General features: G+C 68.3%; 13 protein-coding genes. 2 read left to right on the forward strand and 11 right to left on the reverse strand.

Features of this window, described 5'->3' with window-relative positions; genetic code table 11:
- The first annotated feature begins 23 nt into the window (after nucleotides 1-23).
- Nucleotides 24-971 carry a glycerophosphodiester phosphodiesterase gene (locus tag VYI76_RS12525; protein ID WP_326525135.1) on the forward strand — a complete coding sequence of 316 codons (948 nt, stop codon included), beginning with the start codon at nucleotides 24-26 and terminating at the stop codon, nucleotides 969-971.
- A 78-nt stretch (nucleotides 972-1,049) separates the two neighbouring features.
- On the opposite strand, the gene VYI76_RS12530 is transcribed toward VYI76_RS12525, so the two are convergent.
- On the reverse strand, nucleotides 1,050-3,059 hold the full coding sequence (locus VYI76_RS12530) for a phytase (RefSeq protein ID WP_326525136.1): 2,010 nt from the start codon (nucleotides 3,057-3,059) through the stop codon (nucleotides 1,050-1,052).
- Entirely contained in the window at nucleotides 3,044-3,778 is a 735-nt protein-coding gene (gene tpiA, locus VYI76_RS12535; protein ID WP_326525137.1) for a triose-phosphate isomerase, read from the reverse strand. The genes VYI76_RS12530 and tpiA overlap by 16 nt, the downstream gene beginning before the upstream one ends.
- A gap of 83 nt (nucleotides 3,779-3,861) precedes the next feature.
- Here tpiA and VYI76_RS12540 point away from each other — a divergent pair, with 83 nt between their 5' ends.
- Complete coding sequence (locus VYI76_RS12540) at nucleotides 3,862-4,650, forward strand: inositol monophosphatase family protein (RefSeq protein WP_326525138.1); 789 nt, start codon at nucleotides 3,862-3,864, stop codon at nucleotides 4,648-4,650.
- On the opposite strand, the gene VYI76_RS12545 is transcribed toward VYI76_RS12540, so the two are convergent.
- The 9 genes from VYI76_RS12545 to VYI76_RS12585 all read right to left on the reverse strand — a co-directional run bounded on the left by VYI76_RS12545 (nucleotide 4,647) and on the right by VYI76_RS12585 (nucleotide 15,751).
- Nucleotides 4,647-5,762: a Gfo/Idh/MocA family protein gene (locus VYI76_RS12545; RefSeq protein WP_326525139.1), complete on the reverse strand. Its 1,116-nt coding sequence runs from the start codon at nucleotides 5,760-5,762 to the stop codon at nucleotides 4,647-4,649. The genes VYI76_RS12540 and VYI76_RS12545 overlap by 4 nt on opposite strands.
- Nucleotides 5,759-5,962, reverse strand: a complete 204-nt coding sequence (locus VYI76_RS12550) for a hypothetical protein (protein WP_443018950.1) — start codon at nucleotides 5,960-5,962, stop codon at nucleotides 5,759-5,761. The genes VYI76_RS12545 and VYI76_RS12550 overlap by 4 nt, the downstream gene beginning before the upstream one ends.
- A complete protein-coding gene (locus tag VYI76_RS12555) occupies nucleotides 5,959-7,365 on the reverse strand; it encodes an alkaline phosphatase D family protein (RefSeq protein ID WP_326525140.1) in 1,407 nt (468 codons plus the stop codon). The genes VYI76_RS12550 and VYI76_RS12555 overlap by 4 nt, the downstream gene beginning before the upstream one ends.
- A 7-nt stretch (nucleotides 7,366-7,372) precedes the next feature.
- Nucleotides 7,373-8,707 (reverse strand): MFS transporter, encoded by a 1,335-nt coding sequence (locus tag VYI76_RS12560; RefSeq protein WP_326525141.1) that lies wholly within the window; start codon nucleotides 8,705-8,707, stop codon nucleotides 7,373-7,375.
- An 80-nt stretch (nucleotides 8,708-8,787) separates the two neighbouring features.
- The gene (locus VYI76_RS12565) at nucleotides 8,788-10,284 is read right to left on the reverse strand and encodes a CoA-acylating methylmalonate-semialdehyde dehydrogenase (protein WP_326525142.1); all 1,497 of its coding nucleotides are present in this window, start codon (nucleotides 10,282-10,284) and stop codon (nucleotides 8,788-8,790) included.
- Nucleotides 10,285-10,294: 10 nt separating this feature from the next.
- Entirely contained in the window at nucleotides 10,295-11,095 is an 801-nt protein-coding gene (gene iolB / locus VYI76_RS12570; protein WP_326525143.1) for a 5-deoxy-glucuronate isomerase, read from the reverse strand.
- The gene (gene iolE, locus VYI76_RS12575; RefSeq protein WP_326525144.1) at nucleotides 11,092-11,988 is read right to left on the reverse strand and encodes a myo-inosose-2 dehydratase; all 897 of its coding nucleotides are present in this window, start codon (nucleotides 11,986-11,988) and stop codon (nucleotides 11,092-11,094) included. Before iolE ends, iolB begins: the two co-directional genes overlap by 4 nt.
- Entirely contained in the window at nucleotides 11,985-13,817 is a 1,833-nt protein-coding gene (gene iolD, locus VYI76_RS12580) for a 3D-(3,5/4)-trihydroxycyclohexane-1,2-dione acylhydrolase (decyclizing) (protein ID WP_326525145.1), read from the reverse strand. The genes iolE and iolD overlap by 4 nt, the downstream gene beginning before the upstream one ends.
- A complete protein-coding gene (locus tag VYI76_RS12585; RefSeq protein ID WP_326525146.1) occupies nucleotides 13,814-15,751 on the reverse strand; it encodes a bifunctional 5-dehydro-2-deoxygluconokinase/5-dehydro-2-deoxyphosphogluconate aldolase in 1,938 nt (645 codons plus the stop codon). The genes iolD and VYI76_RS12585 overlap by 4 nt, the downstream gene beginning before the upstream one ends.
- Nucleotides 15,752-15,761 lie beyond the last annotated feature (10 nt).

The raw sequence follows: 15,761 nt of genomic DNA on the forward strand, positions 1-15,761 counted from the left end.
GGCACGGGAGGGGAAGGGAAGACATGGTGAAGATAGGACGTCGCCAATTGATCGCCGCTGCCGGCGCGATTGCGCTCGCGTTGGGCGTGCCGGCCCTCGCGCAGACCGGCGGGGTGCGGGCGCCGGCCGCGACCGACGAGCGCGCGCTGCGCTCCGAACTGACGAAAATGTATTCCGAACACGCCATCCTGCCGATCCCGATCCATCGCGGCGGCGGCATGCACCTGCCGGAAAACACGATCGAGGCGTTCGAATACACCTGGGCGCGCCACATGGTGCCCGAAGCGGATATCCGGACGTCGAAGGACGGAGTGATCGTCGTCATCCATGACGACACCGTCACCCGGACGGCGCCCGGCACGCCCGAGGATATCCGTCGCAAGAGGGTCGACGAACTCACCCTCGCAGAGCTCAAGACGGTGGATGTCGGCGCCTTCCGCGGGCATCCGGGGCAGCGTATCCCGACCCTTGACGAAGTGTTCGCGGTGATGGCGAAGGATCGCCGCAAGTTCCTGCACCTCGACTACAAGAGCATCGACCTCGACGTGCTGGCCGGCATGGTGCGGCGGCACGGCGTCGAACGGCAGGTGATCTTCACCACCAACCGCCACGACCTGATCCTGGAATGGCGCCGTCGCCTGCCGCGATCGCAGACGATGATCTGGATGGGGGGCACCCAGCAGGAAATCAACGCGACGCTCGACGCGCTGCGCGCCACCAGTTTCAGCGGCGTCTACATCGTCCACATGCACTATCGCCCCGTACCGGGCACCGGCGCCTTCAACATGAGCGACAAGTTCATGCTCGACGTGCAGGCCGAACTCGCCGCGCAGGGCATCGTCGTGCAGGTCCAGCCGTGGAACATCGAGGACCCGCTGATCTACGAGCGGCTGTTCAGCATCGGCATTCGCAATGTCGGCACCGATTTCCCCGACATGCTGCGACTGATCCGCCCGCGATTCTTTCGGTAGGATCAGGGCCCGATCACGACCGCGATCGTGATCGGGCCCTGATCCGCTTCTGGCCGGACGTGCCCGAGCCGTCGCGGGTCACCGCTTGCCGGCGGTCTCCAGCCCCAGCGCCGCGGCGATGCCCTTCCACGGCACCAGCTTGAAGTTCTGGTGCTCGGGCGGCGATACGTTGCGACCGTCCTGCGCGATCATGAAGCCGCCCTCGAAGCCGGGGCCCGCGCTGCTGCTCGTCACGTCGAGTCCGTCGGTCTCGGACACGCCGTCGATACCGGCGGCGGCGTTGGCGCCGACCACGAACGAGCCCACATAGGCGTTGTTGCCCTCGCGCCGGAACACGGCATAGCTGTCGTTGCCCTGGCTCGACACGATCAGATAGCCGCGCTTCGCGTCGAGCCTGTACAGCGACATGCCCTCGACATCGTCCTTGAGCGCCGGATTGTCCTTGATCGCCGCCATCATCCGGCGCGGTTCGCCGCCGCGCGGCTCGGCACCCTGGCGCCAGATGCCGACATCCTCCTCGCCGACATAGAGCACGCCTGCTTCGTCGTCGGCGACGCAGCCTTCGACCTGGGTCGTGAAGGGCAGGTCGCGGACGAGCTTTGCCTGCACCTTGCCCGCCGGCGTCGCGACGAGTTCCCACTGGCGCATCTTGCCGTCCGTCTGGTTGACGAACACATAGGTCCGGCCGCCCTTCGCGCTGCGATACATGCACAGGCCGTAGGGATCGTCGAACCCGGTCGTCTGGATACCGTCGGCGACGTCGGTCAACTGACGCGTGGCGGGATCGAGCGTGTAGATCGAGATGCCCTTGGTCGTACGGTTGCTCGCGGTGACCAGGGTCACCGGCTTGCCGCCCAGCCTGAAGCCTTCGCGCAGATCGACATTGTTCATGCGGCCGTCGGCCAGATACTGAATCTTCTTGCCCGACATGTCGTAGACGTAGAGGCCCGACTGTTTCTGGGTGCCGATCACCACGCTGCGCGACGGATCGTTGCGGTCGATCCAGATCGCGGGATCGTCGGCGGCATCGCCGCCGGTCTCCATCGGTTCGGTCTCGACCGTCGCGTGGACCAGCGGCATGCGCTTCGGCGCGGCGGGGGCCGGGCGCGCGGGCAGCTTCGCGGCGTCGAGCACCGCCTGCCACGACGCGATCTTGAAATTGGGCATCTCCGGCGAATTGTCGTCGTCGGCGACGATCAGCAGGCCGCCGGCGGCGGTGACGCTGCCCGGATCCTCGACCGCATCGGCGCCGGCCGCCATCGCGACCGAGCCGAGATAGGCGAAATCGGCCTCGGGATCATAGAGGTTCAGCCGGTTGGCGCTGGCGTCGGCGACGATCAGCCGGCCGTCGGGCGCCACCGCGACGCCCTTCGCCTCCTCGGTGATATGGCCCAGGCGGACGATATCGACGATTTCCGGCACGATCTCGGCCTCGGGCTCGACCACCAGCCGCCACACGCCGACCACCTCTTGCGAGATATAGACCGATCCGCGATCGTCGGCGGCGCAATATCCGGTCTCGGATCCCAGCGCCATGCGCCGCGCCAGCCGCGCCTCCATCCCCGCGCCGCCGGCCGCGGGATACAGCGACCATTGCTCGATCCCGCCGTGATCGCCGAGCAGGAACAGGTAGAGCGTGTCGTCGCGGTGGCTGCGCGCCAGGCACAGGCCGGCGACGGTCAAGTCGGGCTTCAGTCCGGCGAGCGCGAGCGGCACGGGCGCGGCGCGACCGTCGGTGACGCGGAACAGGCGCGGCATGTTGCTCGGCCCGTCGAGCGCGGCGAGCAGCGCCCCGCCGCCCGGCGCCACCCCGGCGCGCAGGTCGACCGCGCGGATGTTGCCGATGGCATGTGTCGCGATACGCTGGCCCCGCGCGTCGAACACGTCGAGTCCCGCCGATTCCGCGCCGGCCAGGATCACGCTGCGTGCCGGATCGGCCGCATCGACCAGCACCGCCGCGCCGTCCGTGCCCGTGCTCTTGGTCGCTGCCGTTTCCGCCGATGCGGCGACGGTGGGCGGCGGGGGCGTCTGTGCCGTCGCGGTGCTCGCGGCCAGTGCCGCCGCCAATGCCATCAGGCTGCTACGCATTCGTCTCTCCCCTTCATATCCATGGCTTCGATGATCGGCGCGAACGTCGCTGCGCGCAGGCTGGCGCCGCCGACGAGTACGCCATCGACGTTCGGCGTCGCCGCGATCGCCGCGGCGTTGGCGGGCCCGACCGAGCCCCCGTACAGGATGCGAACGGCATCGCCGCGCGGCCCGCACCGCTTCGTCAGCGTTTGGCGCAGCGTGGCGTGCATCGTCGCGATCTCGTCCATCGCCGGCGTCACCCCGCTGCCGATTGCCCAGACGGGCTCATAGGCGACGGTCAGTCGGATCGGGTCGCAAGTCGCCGGTATCGACGCGAGCAGTTGTTCCGCGACGCCGCCATCGCCGCGCGCGGTTTCGCCGACGCACAGGATCACATTCAGATGTTGCTGCGCGGCGGCGACGCGGGCGGCCACCGCGGCATCGTCCAGCCGCTGCGCGGTGCGCACCTCGTTGTGACCCAGGATCACCCATTGCGCTCCGGCATCGGCGATCATCGCCGCCGATACCGCGCCGGTGTGTGCGCCCGATTCAACGGGATGGCAGTCCTGGGCGCCGATCGCGACATGCGACGCGGAGGCGACCGCGGCGGTCAGCAGCGGGAAGGGCGGACACACCACGACATCGATGTCACGCGCCGCGTCGATCGCGCGCAACTCGGCGAGGTCGGCCGTCAGGCCGTGCATCTTCCAGTTGCCGACGACCAGCCTGCGCGGCATCGTCCGTCTCTCCCCCGAGCTTCTCCAATCGAATAATAATTCCATATTGACTATCAAACAGAATGTCTATTCAAAATATCGCCATGCCATCGCACACCATCGCAACAATGATCGCCGCCGCCGAAAACGCCGGCGCCGGACTGGTCGAGGATCAGGCGCGGATTGCCGAGCTGACGATCCGCAGCAAGGCCGGCGTCGCCGACATGTTCAGCGAGGCTGACCTGCGCGCGGAGCAGACGGTGCTCGACGCCCTCTCCGCCTACCGCCCCGACTATGGCTTCCTGGGCGAGGAAGGGGGGCTGCGGCCCGGGTCGGACGCGGAGCATGTCTGGATCGTCGATCCGCTCGACGGCACCACCAATTTCCTCACCGGCAGCCCGCTGTTCGCGGTCAACATCGCACTCGCCCGCGAAGGGCGGGTGATCGCGGGCGTCACCCATGTGCCGTTGCTCAACGAAACCTTCTGGGCAGAAGACGGCGCGGGCGCGTGGCTCAACGATCGCCGCATTCAGGTTTCGACCCGCGCGACACTGGGCGAAGCGGTGCTGGGCGTCGGCATCCCGTTCGCGACCAAGCCGCTGCACGGGCAGTTCCTCGTCGAGATGGAGCGCCTGACCAACAGGATCACCGGCATCCGTCGGCTGGGGGCGGGGGCGATAGACATGGCCTGGGTCGCCTGTGGCCGGCACGATGCTTACTGGGAACAGAGCGTCAGCGCGTGGGACATGGCGGCCGGCGACGTCATCGTACGCGAGGCGGGCGGGCTGGTCACCGATACCGCCGGCGGCCCGCTCGACCTGATGGGCGGCACCGTGCTGGCGTCCACGCCGGCGATCCAGCGCGAGGTGCTGGAGGCGATCGCGCGGGTCTAGGGTTCGACCCAGCGCCGTTCGGCGTGCGAGGCGCGGATCGCGTGGGCGACGCGTTCGGTGCGCAGCGCGTCGGCGAAGTTCTTTGCCGCGCCGGGGATGCCCAGCACCGCGTCGATCGCCGCCTTCACCTCGATCGTCTTGAGGTCGTTGTAGCCGATCTGATGGCCCGAGGCGGGGCAGAATGCTCCGTACTCGCCATGGCCCGGCCCCGCCATGATCGTGGTGAAGCCGCTACGCAGCCCGGCGCCCTCGCGGTACAGCTGGAGTTCGTTGAAGCGTTCCTGCGTAAAGGCGATCGAGCCCTTCGTGCCGCTGATCTCGAACGCCAGTCCCATCTTGCGCCCCGTGGCGATCCAGCTGGCCGACAGCGTGCCCGTGGCACCGGAGCTGAAGCGGACGACCGCGTCCATCTGGTCATCGACCGCCACATCCCGCGCGGCACCCGTCGCATCGCGCCGGACAGGGTGGGCGGTGTGCAGCCGGCCCGACACCTCGGCCACCTCGCCGATCAGGTGCCGCGCCAGCGCGATGATGTGGCTGCCGATGTCGGCGAGCGCGCCGCCGGCCTGCGCCGGTTCGCAGCGCCAGTTGAAGGGCGCGTCGGCGGTCGCCATGAAATCCTCGGCGTGGATGCCGCGGAACGCGGTTACCTCGCCGATCTCGCCGCCGGCGACGATCTCGCGCGCGAGGGCGATCATCGGGTTGTAGAGATAGGTGTAGCCGACCGCCGTCGGCAGGCCACTCGCCGCCGCCGCATCGGCCATCGCCTGCGCTTCCGCGAGCGTCGCGGCGAGCGGCTTTTCGCAATAGACCGGCTTGCCGGCGGCCAGCGCCGCCAGCGCGATCGGCGCGTGGAGCAGGTTGGGCGCGGCGATCGCGACCAGATCGATCGCCGGATCGGCTACCGCCTCCCGCCAGTCCCCGGTCGATCGCGTGAAGCCCAGCGCCCGGGCGGCTCCGGCGGCCTGTTCGGGATCGCGATCGGCGAGAATTTCGAGAACCGGTTCAACCGGCAGGTCGAACGTCCGGCGGACCGCCGCGAACGCCATTGCGTGGGCGCGGCCCATGAAGCCCGATCCGACGAGGGCGATGCGCAAGGGCCGTGCCGTCATGCTGCCTCGACCTCCTGATAGCGGGCGCGCAACTGATCGAGCGTCTTGCGCCGGATCGGCACGCCGTCGCGCAGCTTGTACCAGGTGGTCTGGCTGATCCGGTAGGTCTCGAACAGACCCTCCGCGGTCGCCTTGGGCAGGCGTTCGCGCAGCGCGGCGAATTCCTCGGGCGCGATCGTCGCCATCTCGAACCGCATCACTTCGACTCGTAATAGCCGCCGCCGCGCCCGGCGCGCTCGCGGCGTTCGAGTTCCTTGCGATCGATCGCGGTGCGCCACGTCGATCGGCCGTTGACCAGATCGGCCGCCTTGACGACCACCGGATCCCACACCGCGCCGCCCAGCACGTTGCGCACGCTCATCTCGACCACCGGCTCGGGATCGAAGCGAAAGTCGAGGATACCGAAATTGGCGCTGCCCACCCATGGCGCGCGCAGCCGCACCTCAGGCGTTTGATCGACGAAACGCGGGTTGAGCATCTGCGCCAGCCCCGAGCTGACGAGATCGTAGAAATCATAGCTGCCCTTGTCGCCCCACGGCACGCAGTTCATCTCGCCCATGTGCACGTCGCCGGAAATGCCGAAACAGCCGGTGATGCGGTTGTCGCGGATGAAGTTCAGGATCTCGTCGCGCTCGTCGAGGTACATCGCCCAGCTGTCGCCGCCGCTTTCCGCCCGCGACCAGCCGGTGCTCGACGCCAGTATCTTGAACACCGCCTTCGACGCCTTCAGCTCGCGCTTCAGCCACGCTTTCTGACCCGCCCCCAGCATCGTCTTGGCGGGACCGTTCGGCACCTTGGGCGGATCGCGGTGATAGCGGCCGTCGAGCATGAAGATATCGACCGGCCCGAAGCTGTAGCGAAAGAACACCCCCGGCGTATCGGCCGTCCCGCCGGCGGGGTTGGCCCACCAGCGATCGAACAGCTTCAACGTCATTGGCTTGACCGGGCTGGTGCCGTCCGAATCGTTGAAGCCGAAATCATGGTCGTCCCAGATCGCCAGTTGGGGCACCGACCGCAACAGCGGCTGGAGCGAGGCGACGCTGCGCTGGCGGGCGTAGAGATCGGTGAAGGCGGCTTCAGTATCGCTGTCGGCGTAGATGTTGTCGCCCAGCCACAGAAACAGGTCGGGCTCCATCTGGCGGATCGCCTCGAACACCGGCTGCACCGCGTCGAGCTGGACCCGCGCGCACGACCCGAAGGCGATGCGCAGCGGGCGGCGGTCGGCGGGCGCGGTGCGGACCCGGAACGGTAGCGGCTGGTTACGATCGCCGATGCCATCGGTGCGGATGCGATAGAAGTACTCGGTGTCGGGTTTCAGGCCGGGAATCGTGATCCGCGTCGTCAGGTCGTTCGCCGGATCGGCCCGCACCGGGGTTGTCGTCTTCGCGTCCGAAAAGTCGCGGTTGGTCGCGTAATCGACCGCGACGTCGAATACGCCGGTCGCGCGCGACCAGATCGTCACGCTGTCGGGCGTCGTCGCGCCGACCATCGGCCCCTGAAGCAGCCGGGGATAGCCGAGCGTCGCGGCCAACAGCCGCTTCGGCAGGGCGAACAGGGTGCCGAGCGCGCTCGCGCTCCACAGGAAACCGCGTCGGTTCATCATGCTGTCCTCAATCGCGCAGGCGGGTGCGCCACAGGGTGGCGGCGAGCAGGGTGGCGACCACCGACGACCCGATCCAGAAGGTGATGACGGGGCCGAAATCATAGGTGCGTTGATCGCCGACCACGCGCATCCCGGCATCGATCAGCGCGCCGGAGACCTGTTCCTGCACTGCCGCGGCGACATAGCTGAACACCCCGACGAAGCCCAGCGCGGCGCCGGCCACCCGCTTCGGGCAGATGTCGATCGCGAACAGCCCGCCGAGCGAGGTGACGAGCCCGGTCATGCCCAGCCCGAACAGGATCAGCGCCAAGACGGTCGTCAACGTGTCTCCCGGACCGTAGAATAGTAGCAGCAAACCGACGATCTCGACGATACCGAACAGCAGATTGGCCGGTGGGCGCCGTGCCCCGAACAGCTTGTCGGATATGAAGCCGTAGCTCAGCGCCCCAACGATCCCGGCGAGAGTGCTGGCGGTCAGCATCGATCCCGCCGCCGCCAGCGAATAGCCGCGCTCTTCCTGCAGATACAGGATGCCCCAGCTGTTGATCGCATAACGGGTGACATAGGTCGCGGCGCTCGACAGCGCGAGAATCCAAACCGCAGGGATGCGCAGGATCGACAGCTGGGTGGCGAAAACGCCGCGCTCGGGCGTTTCGGTGGCGGCGGCGGCATAGTGATCGTTGCGCCAGTCGGCGACGGCCGGCAGGCCCAGCGCGCGTGGCCGGTCGCTCAGCGCCAGATAGGCACCGATCCCGGCCAGGATGGTGGCGATGCCCGGTCCCCAAAAGCCCCAGTGCCAGCCGCCGAGCGCGACCAGCGCGGCGACGCCAGAGAAGGTCAGCCCTTCACCGATCGAATGGGCGGTCGACCAGATGCCGTAATAGCGTCCGCGCTCGCGGTTGGAGAACCAGCTCGCCAGCGCGACGACGCTCGACGGTGCACCATAGCTCTGGAACCAGCCGTTCAGGCCCCAGATCAGCAAGGTCGCCCAGAATACCGTGGAGACACCCATCGCGATGTTGCACAGCGCCGAGAGGACCAGGCCCACCGCGAAGAAGCGCTTCACATTGCTGTGATCGGCGACGAAGCCGTTGACCAGCTTGCCGACGGCATAGGTGTAGAACAGCGCCGAGCCGATCATGCCGAGTTCGAGCGGGGTGAAGATGCCGCCGTCGATCAGCGGCTTCTTCACCACGTTGATCGCCAGACGGCAGGTGTAGCTGACGGCATAGGCCAGCGTGATCGCCAGGATCACCCGCATCCGCTGGCGATGATAGATGCGATCGACGTCCACGTCGTCGCGCAGCGGCAGGTCCGGTCCCGTCGCGAATGCCCTCAGCATCGGCCCTCTCCCCGGCCATTTATTCTATTTTATATTAGATATGGAAATTACATTCCAGTCAATCCGATTCTCGCTCTGCGTCATCCCATCGTCGGGATGACGAAGGCGCTGTCGCCGGTGGAACCGCCGTCGGGCCAGCGCTGGGTGATGGTCTTGACCTTGGTCCAGAACCGCACGCCTTCCATGCCGTACTGGTTGGTGTCGCCGAAGCCGGAGCGCTTCCACCCGCCGAAGCTGTGGTAGGCGACCGGTACGGGGATCGGCACGTTGATGCCGATCATGCCGACGTTGACCCGCGCTGCGAATTCGCGCGCGGCATGGCCGTTGCGGGTGAAAATCGCGACGCCGTTGCCGTACTGGTGCTCGCTCGGCAGCTTGAGCGCGCTCTCGAAATCGGGCGCGCGGACGATCTGGAGGACGGGTCCGAAGATCTCTTCCTGATACGATCGCATCTGCGGCGTGACGCGGTCGAACAGCGACGGGGCCAGGAAATAGCCGTCCTCATGCCCCTGCAATCGGAAGCCGCGTCCATCGACGACCAGTTCCGCACCCTCGTCGATGCCGGTCTGAATCCACTGTTCGATCCGCGCCTTGTGCTGCGCGGTGACGACCGGGCCATACTGCGCCTCCGCGTCGGTCGATACGCCGACCCGCAGCCTGCCGATCGCCGACACCAGCCGCTCGCGCAGCGCATCCGCCGTGCGTTCGCCGACCGGCACGACGACCGGCAGCGCCATGCAGCGCTCGCCCGCGCTGCCGAACGCCGCGCCCGACAGGTCGGCGACCACCTGGTCCAGATCGGCGTCGGGCATGACGATGCCGTGGTTCTTCGCCCCGCCCATCGCCTGCACGCGCTTGCCCGCCGCGACGCCGCGCTGGTATACATAGTGCGCGATATCGGACGACCCGACGAAGCTGACCGCGGCGATGGCAGGATGATCGAGGATGGCATCGACCATCTCCTTGTCGCCGTGGACGACCTGCAGGATGCCGTCCGGAAGGCCCGCCTCGCGCATCAGTTCGGCGAGGCGCACCGGCACCGACGGATCGCGCTCGCTGGGCTTCAGGATGAAGGCGTTGCCGCACGCGATGGCGGGCGCGAACATCCACATCGGGATCATCGCCGGGAAGTTGAACGGGGTGATCCCGGCACCGATGCCGACCGGCTGACGCATCGAATAGACGTCGATCCCCGGCCCCGCCCCTTGCGTATATTCGCCCTTCAGCGCGTGGGGGATGCCGCAGCAGAACTCGACGACCTCAAGGCCCCGCTGGATATCGCCCTTGGCGTCGTCGACGACCTTGCCATGCTCGGACGCGAGCAATCGCGCCAGTTCCTCCATGTTCGCTTCGAGCAGTTGCTTGAAGCGGAACAGCACCCGGGCGCGGCGTTGCGGGTTGGTCGCCGCCCAGCCCGGCTGCGCCGCCTGCGCCGACGCCACCGCGCGGTCGAGCACCTCGCCCCCGGCCAGCGCAACCCGCGCCTGAACCCGGCCGGTATTGGGGTCGAACACGTCGCCGTGGCGCGCGGAAGCCGCGCCGGCGCCGCCGGCGAGGAAATGATCGATCAGACGCATGCCGGTCTTCCTACTGCCGCACGATCCAGTCGTGCGCGGGGTCGTTGGTGAACTTCCAGGCGCGGCGCGGGCCCGCCATGACGTTCAGGTAGTAAAGGTCGTAGCCGTGCGCGGCGCCGACCGGGTGATATCCGCGCGGCACCAGTACCGCGTCGCCGTCGCCCACCGCCATCGTCTCGTCGAGCGAGCGGTCGTCGGTGTAGACGCGCTGGAAGGCGAAGCCGCCCGGACGCTTCATGCGGTGATAATAGGTTTCCTCGAGCAAGGTCTCGACCGGCCAGGCATCGACGTCGTGCTTGTGCGGCGGATAGCTGGACCAGTTGCCGCCGGGCGTGATGACCTCGACCACCAGCAGGCTCTGCGCGATATCCGACGTGTCGGGTAGGATGTTGCGGACGTAGCGGGTGTTGGTGTCGCGCCCGCGCATCTCCTCGCCGACCTCCTCGGGCGCGATCAGCCTGACCGCGCCGCCCGGCGCGGCCGGGGCGGTGCATACCGCCAGCTCGACCGCGTCGATCGCCGTGACCGCGTAATCGGTGTCGGCGGGGAGGTAGAGCGAGGTGGGCGATGCGGCGAAAATATCTTCGCGCCCGCCGATGCCGGAAAAGCGCTCGCCGCCCGCCGTCACGTCCGCGCGGCCCGACAGCAACACCAGGCACGCCTCGCGCCCGGTCTCGCGTCCGGCATGGCGTTCCCCCGCCGCGAGCCTGACGACGCGGAAGCCGACGTGCGCCCAGCCCGCACTCTCTGGCGTGATGTCGATCGTCACCCCGCGCGCGTCGGGCGGGTGGGGGTGGACCAGCAGGCTCACAGCACCAGCTCCGCCTCGGCCGCCAGCCGCTTCAGCGTGTCGAGGCCGAGCTGGCTGTAGTCGCGGGGGTTCGCGACCGCCGGATCCTGCTCCGCCTCGATCACGATCCAGCCGGTATAGTCGATGTCGGCCAGCGCGCGCATGAAGGCGGGATAGTCGTAATCGCCGTCGCCCGGCGTCGTGAACATGCCGCCCACGACTCCGTTCAGAAAACTGGTGCCGTCGGCCAGGAACTGGTCGTACTTCGCGGTGCGGACGTCCTTGCAGTGGACGTGGTTGACGCGCTCAGGCCGCGCGCGGGCGACGGCGATCGGATCGATGCCGCCATAGACGGCGTGGCCGGTGTCGAGCACCAGCCCGACATGATCGCCAGTCGCGTCAAAGAAGCGCTGCAGTTCCTCGTTGGTCTCGACGACGGTGCCGAGATGGTGGTGATAGGCGAAGCGCATGCCGCGATCGTTGACGTGCGCCGCCACCGTATCCAGCCGCTCGCCGAAGCGCGCCCAGTCTGCCGCCGCCAGCACCGGATGCGTGTCGAGCCGGCTGCCCCAGCGATCACAGTGCACCGCATTCGATGTCTCGGCGAGGATGAACACGCTCGATCCCATCGCTTCGAGCAACGTCATATGCCGCTCCATCGCCGCGATCTCCGCCGCCGCGTCGCGGGTGAGCAGGTTGGCCGAGTACCAGCCGCCGACGATGTCGAGGCCGTACCCCGCCATGATCGGCTTGAGCGTCGGGGCGTCGCGCGGAAACTTGTTGCCCAGCTCGACGCCGTCGAAGCCGATGTCCTTTACGTCGGTCAGCAGCATGTCGAGCGTGGTGTCGGCGCCCAACTCGGTCATGTCGTCGTTGCACCAGGCGATCGGGCTGACGCCCCAGCGAATGCTCATGCTATCTCTCCGGAAATGCGCTTGTCATAGTCGGCGCGGGCGGCGCGCACCTCGGCGCGGTCGGACACCTCGGGCACGGCCACATCCCACCAGTGGCCGCCGGCGTCGGTGGTGATCGCGGGATCTGTATCCATCACGATGACGTAGCTGGCAGGCGATGCGCTGGCGCGGGCGAGAGCCGCCTCGAGTTCGGCGACGCCCGCCACCTTCTCCGCGGTGGCGCCGAGGCTGCGGGCGTGAGTCGCGAAATCGATGTCGGGCAGCGCGACATGCGCGGCGTCGGCCAGCAGGTTGTTGAACGGCCGCCCGCCGGTGCCCTGCTGCAGCCGGTTAATGCAGCCGTAGCCGCGGTTGTCGAGCAGCACGACGGTGATCTTCAGCCCCAGCATGACCGAGGTCGCCAGTTCCGAATTCATCATCAGATAGCTGCCGTCGCCGACCATCACCACGACGTCCCGCGCCGGATCGGCCAGCTTTACACCCAGGCCGCCGGCGATCTCGTATCCCATGCACGAGAAACCGTATTCGACATGGTAGCTGCCGGGCACGCGGCTGCGCCACAGCTTGTGGAGCTCGCCAGGCAGGCCGCCCGCCGCGCAGACGACGGTACGATCATCGCCACCCGTGCGCCACACCGCGCCGATCGCCTGCGCGTCGGATGGGAGGGCGCCGGTAGGAGCGGTCGCGGCGTCCCACGCGCGGTTCCAGTCGGCCACCGCATCGGCGTTGGCGGTGATCCAGCGATCCTCGCACTGCCACTCGCCCAGCGCCTCGCCGAGCGCCGACAGCACCTCGCGCGCGTCGCCGATCACCGGTTCCGCACCGTGCTTGCCGCCGTCGAACGGCGCGACGTTGACCTGCACCAGCCGCTTTCCCGCGAACAATGTGCGCGATCCGGTGGTGAAATCCTGAAGCCGGGTGCCGACGCCGACGATCAGGTCGGCGGCTTCCGCCGCGCGATTGGCCGTGCTCGTGCCGGTCACGCCGATCGACCCGAGCCCGGCCGGGTGGTCCCAGGCCAGCGCGCCCTTGCCGGCTTGCGTTTCGGCGACGGGGATGCCGGTCGCGGCGGCGAGATCGGCCAGCACGTTCTCCGCGCGCGAATAGAGTACGCCGCCACCCGCGACGATCAGGGGAGCCTTGGCGGCCCGCACCGCCTCGACCAGCGCGGCCAGTTCCGCCGTGTCGGGACGCGGACGGCGGATTCGCCACACGCGTTCGGCGAAGAAGTTTTCCGGATAATCATACGCCTCCGCCTGCACGTCCTGGCACAGGCAGAGGGTGACGGGTCCGCATGCCGCCGGATCGGTCAGGACCGCCATCGCACGTGGCAGGGCATCGAGGATCTGCTCGGGCCGGGTGATGCGATCGAACAACCGGCTGACGGGCCGGAAACAGTCGTTGGCGCTTACGGTGGCGTCGGCGAAATCCTCGATCTGCTGGAGCACGGGATCGGGCCGGCGGCTGGCGTAGACGTCGCCGGGCAGGAACAGCACCGGCAGGCGGTTGACGTGCGCCAGCGCGGCGGCCGTCACCATGTTGGTCGCGCCGGGGCCGATCGAGGTGGTGCAGGCCATCGCCCGCCCGCGCCGCGTCTGCTTGGCGAAGGCGATTGCGGCGTGGGCCATGCCCTGTTCGTTATGCGCGCGGTACGTCGGCAGCACGTCCTCGCTGGCGGCCAGCGCCTCGCCGATGCCGGCGACGTTGCCATGGCCGAAGATCGCCCACACGCCGGCGAAATAGGGTACGATGGCGCCGTCGTGCGCGATCCGCTGGGCGGCCATCCACCGCACCAGCGCCTGCGCCATCGTCAGCCGGATCGTCGTCATGCCGCGCGCCTTCCATGCCGCGCCGCCCGCCACGCATCGGCGAGTACGCTCAGGTTGTCGCCCAGCGCCGCGACCGCGCCCTCGTCGTCGATCTCGCCGCGCAGCCACCGGGCGGCGACATCGTGGAAGATCGTGCGCCCGACCGCAAAGCCCTTGACCAGTTCGAACGGCGCCGCGGCGGCGATTCCGGCGAGCAGCGCTTCGATCGGCGCCGAAAGTCCGAGCAGCACGATGCCGCGGCAATGCGGATCGCGACGCAGGATCGCCGCCTCGGTCGCCGCCCAGGCCGCGGCGTCCTCGGTCGGCTCCAGCTTCCACCAGTCGGGATAGACGCCCAGATCGTAAATGTGGTCGATGACCCGCGCGATGGTCTGGCTGTCGACCGGGCCGTGCTTGGACGCGATGATCTCCAGCAGGAATTCATGTCGCGTGGCCCGGCACGCATTGGCCAGGCGCAGAATCTGGCGGTCCTGCCGCTCGATCATCTCCGCATCGTCGTCGGGGTGATAGAAGACCAGGCACTTGACGACATGATCGACCGGCCAGTCGCGCAGCGTCATGCCGACGTCGGGCGATCCTTCGAAGGCGATCGGCCGCGATCCCGGCACCTCGATCGGTCGCCCGATCCAATAGGGCAGGTCTGCCGCCTGCTCGAGCGCGCGGGCACCAAACCGGCCGTCGAGCAACACGCCGAAGCGCGGGTCGCCTTCGGCAAGCTGGTCCACTGCACGCAGTGCCAGCGCCTTGAAGCGCTCGATCGCAGCATCGTCGCCCACGCCCAGTTCGGCGATAAGATCGTCAAACTGGCTGCGATGGTCGATCGCCAGCACGGTCAGTTCGTCGTGGACGCCCCGGCGGCTGGTCGACCAGTGGAGCTGTTCCAGCGCCGCGCTTTCGCGCAGGCGGTGCGGCCAGCGGCCGGCGAGGAAGGTCTGCAATTCCTCCCACGATGCCATCGCCGGCGCGCAGCCGTGGCGCGACACGACGATCGCGCCGCAGGCGTTACCGAACTCGCACGCCGTCTCGACCGGCAGGTGCCGCAGCCAGCCGCGCAGGAAACCGGCCATGAACGCATCGCCGGCGCCCAGCACATTGAACACCTCGATCGGGAAGCCACGCCCGACCACGCCGTCGTCGAGCGAGGCCGGGATCGCGCCCGGGAACGCGACGCAACCGTCGGCACCGCGCTTGCAGACGAGCAGTGCGGCCGTCCGCTCGCGGATCGCGCGCAGCGCCGCCAGCGTGTCGGTGCTGCCGCCCAGGATGTGAACCTCCTCCTCGGTGCCGACGATCAGGTCGCACAGCGGCAGGATGCGCTGGAGTGCGGCCGTCACTTCGGTACTGGCGACGAAGCGATCCTCGCCATTTTCCTTGGAAGCGAGACCCCACAGCACCGGGCGGTAATCGATGTCGAACACCAGCCGGCCACCCTGCGCCTTCATCAGCTCTGCGGCCTTAAGGCTGGCGGCGAACACGTCGGGGCGGGACAGGTGGGTGCCGCTCAACAGCAGCGCGTCGGCGCGGGCGACGAATTCGGGATCGATATCGTCGGCGGTCAGCGCCATGTCGGCGCAATTCTCGCGGTAGAAGATCAGCGGGAAGGTGTCGGGATCGCGGATGCCCAGGATCGCCAGCGCGGTCAGCCGTTCGGGATCGGTGCGCACGCCGGTGATGTCCACGCCCTCGCGAGCCAGTTCCTCGCGGATGAAGCGGCCGAAATGGTCGCCGCCGACGCGGGTCAGCAAGCCGGTGCGCAACCCCAGACGCGCGCCGCCGATCGCAGTATTGGTTGGGCTGCCACCGATATATTTGGCGAAGCTCGCCATATCCTCGAGCCGGCCGCCGATCTGCTCGCCGTACAGGTCTATGCCCGCGCGCCCCAGCGTGATGATGTCCAGGCGCCCGGCGCCCCCCTCGTCCCTGCGCTGCGCCATCACCAGATCC

Origin of the sequence: Sphingomonas sp. (genome assembly GCF_035910975.1) — a bacterium.
Taxonomy (GTDB): Bacteria; Pseudomonadota; Alphaproteobacteria; order Sphingomonadales; family Sphingomonadaceae; genus Sphingomonas.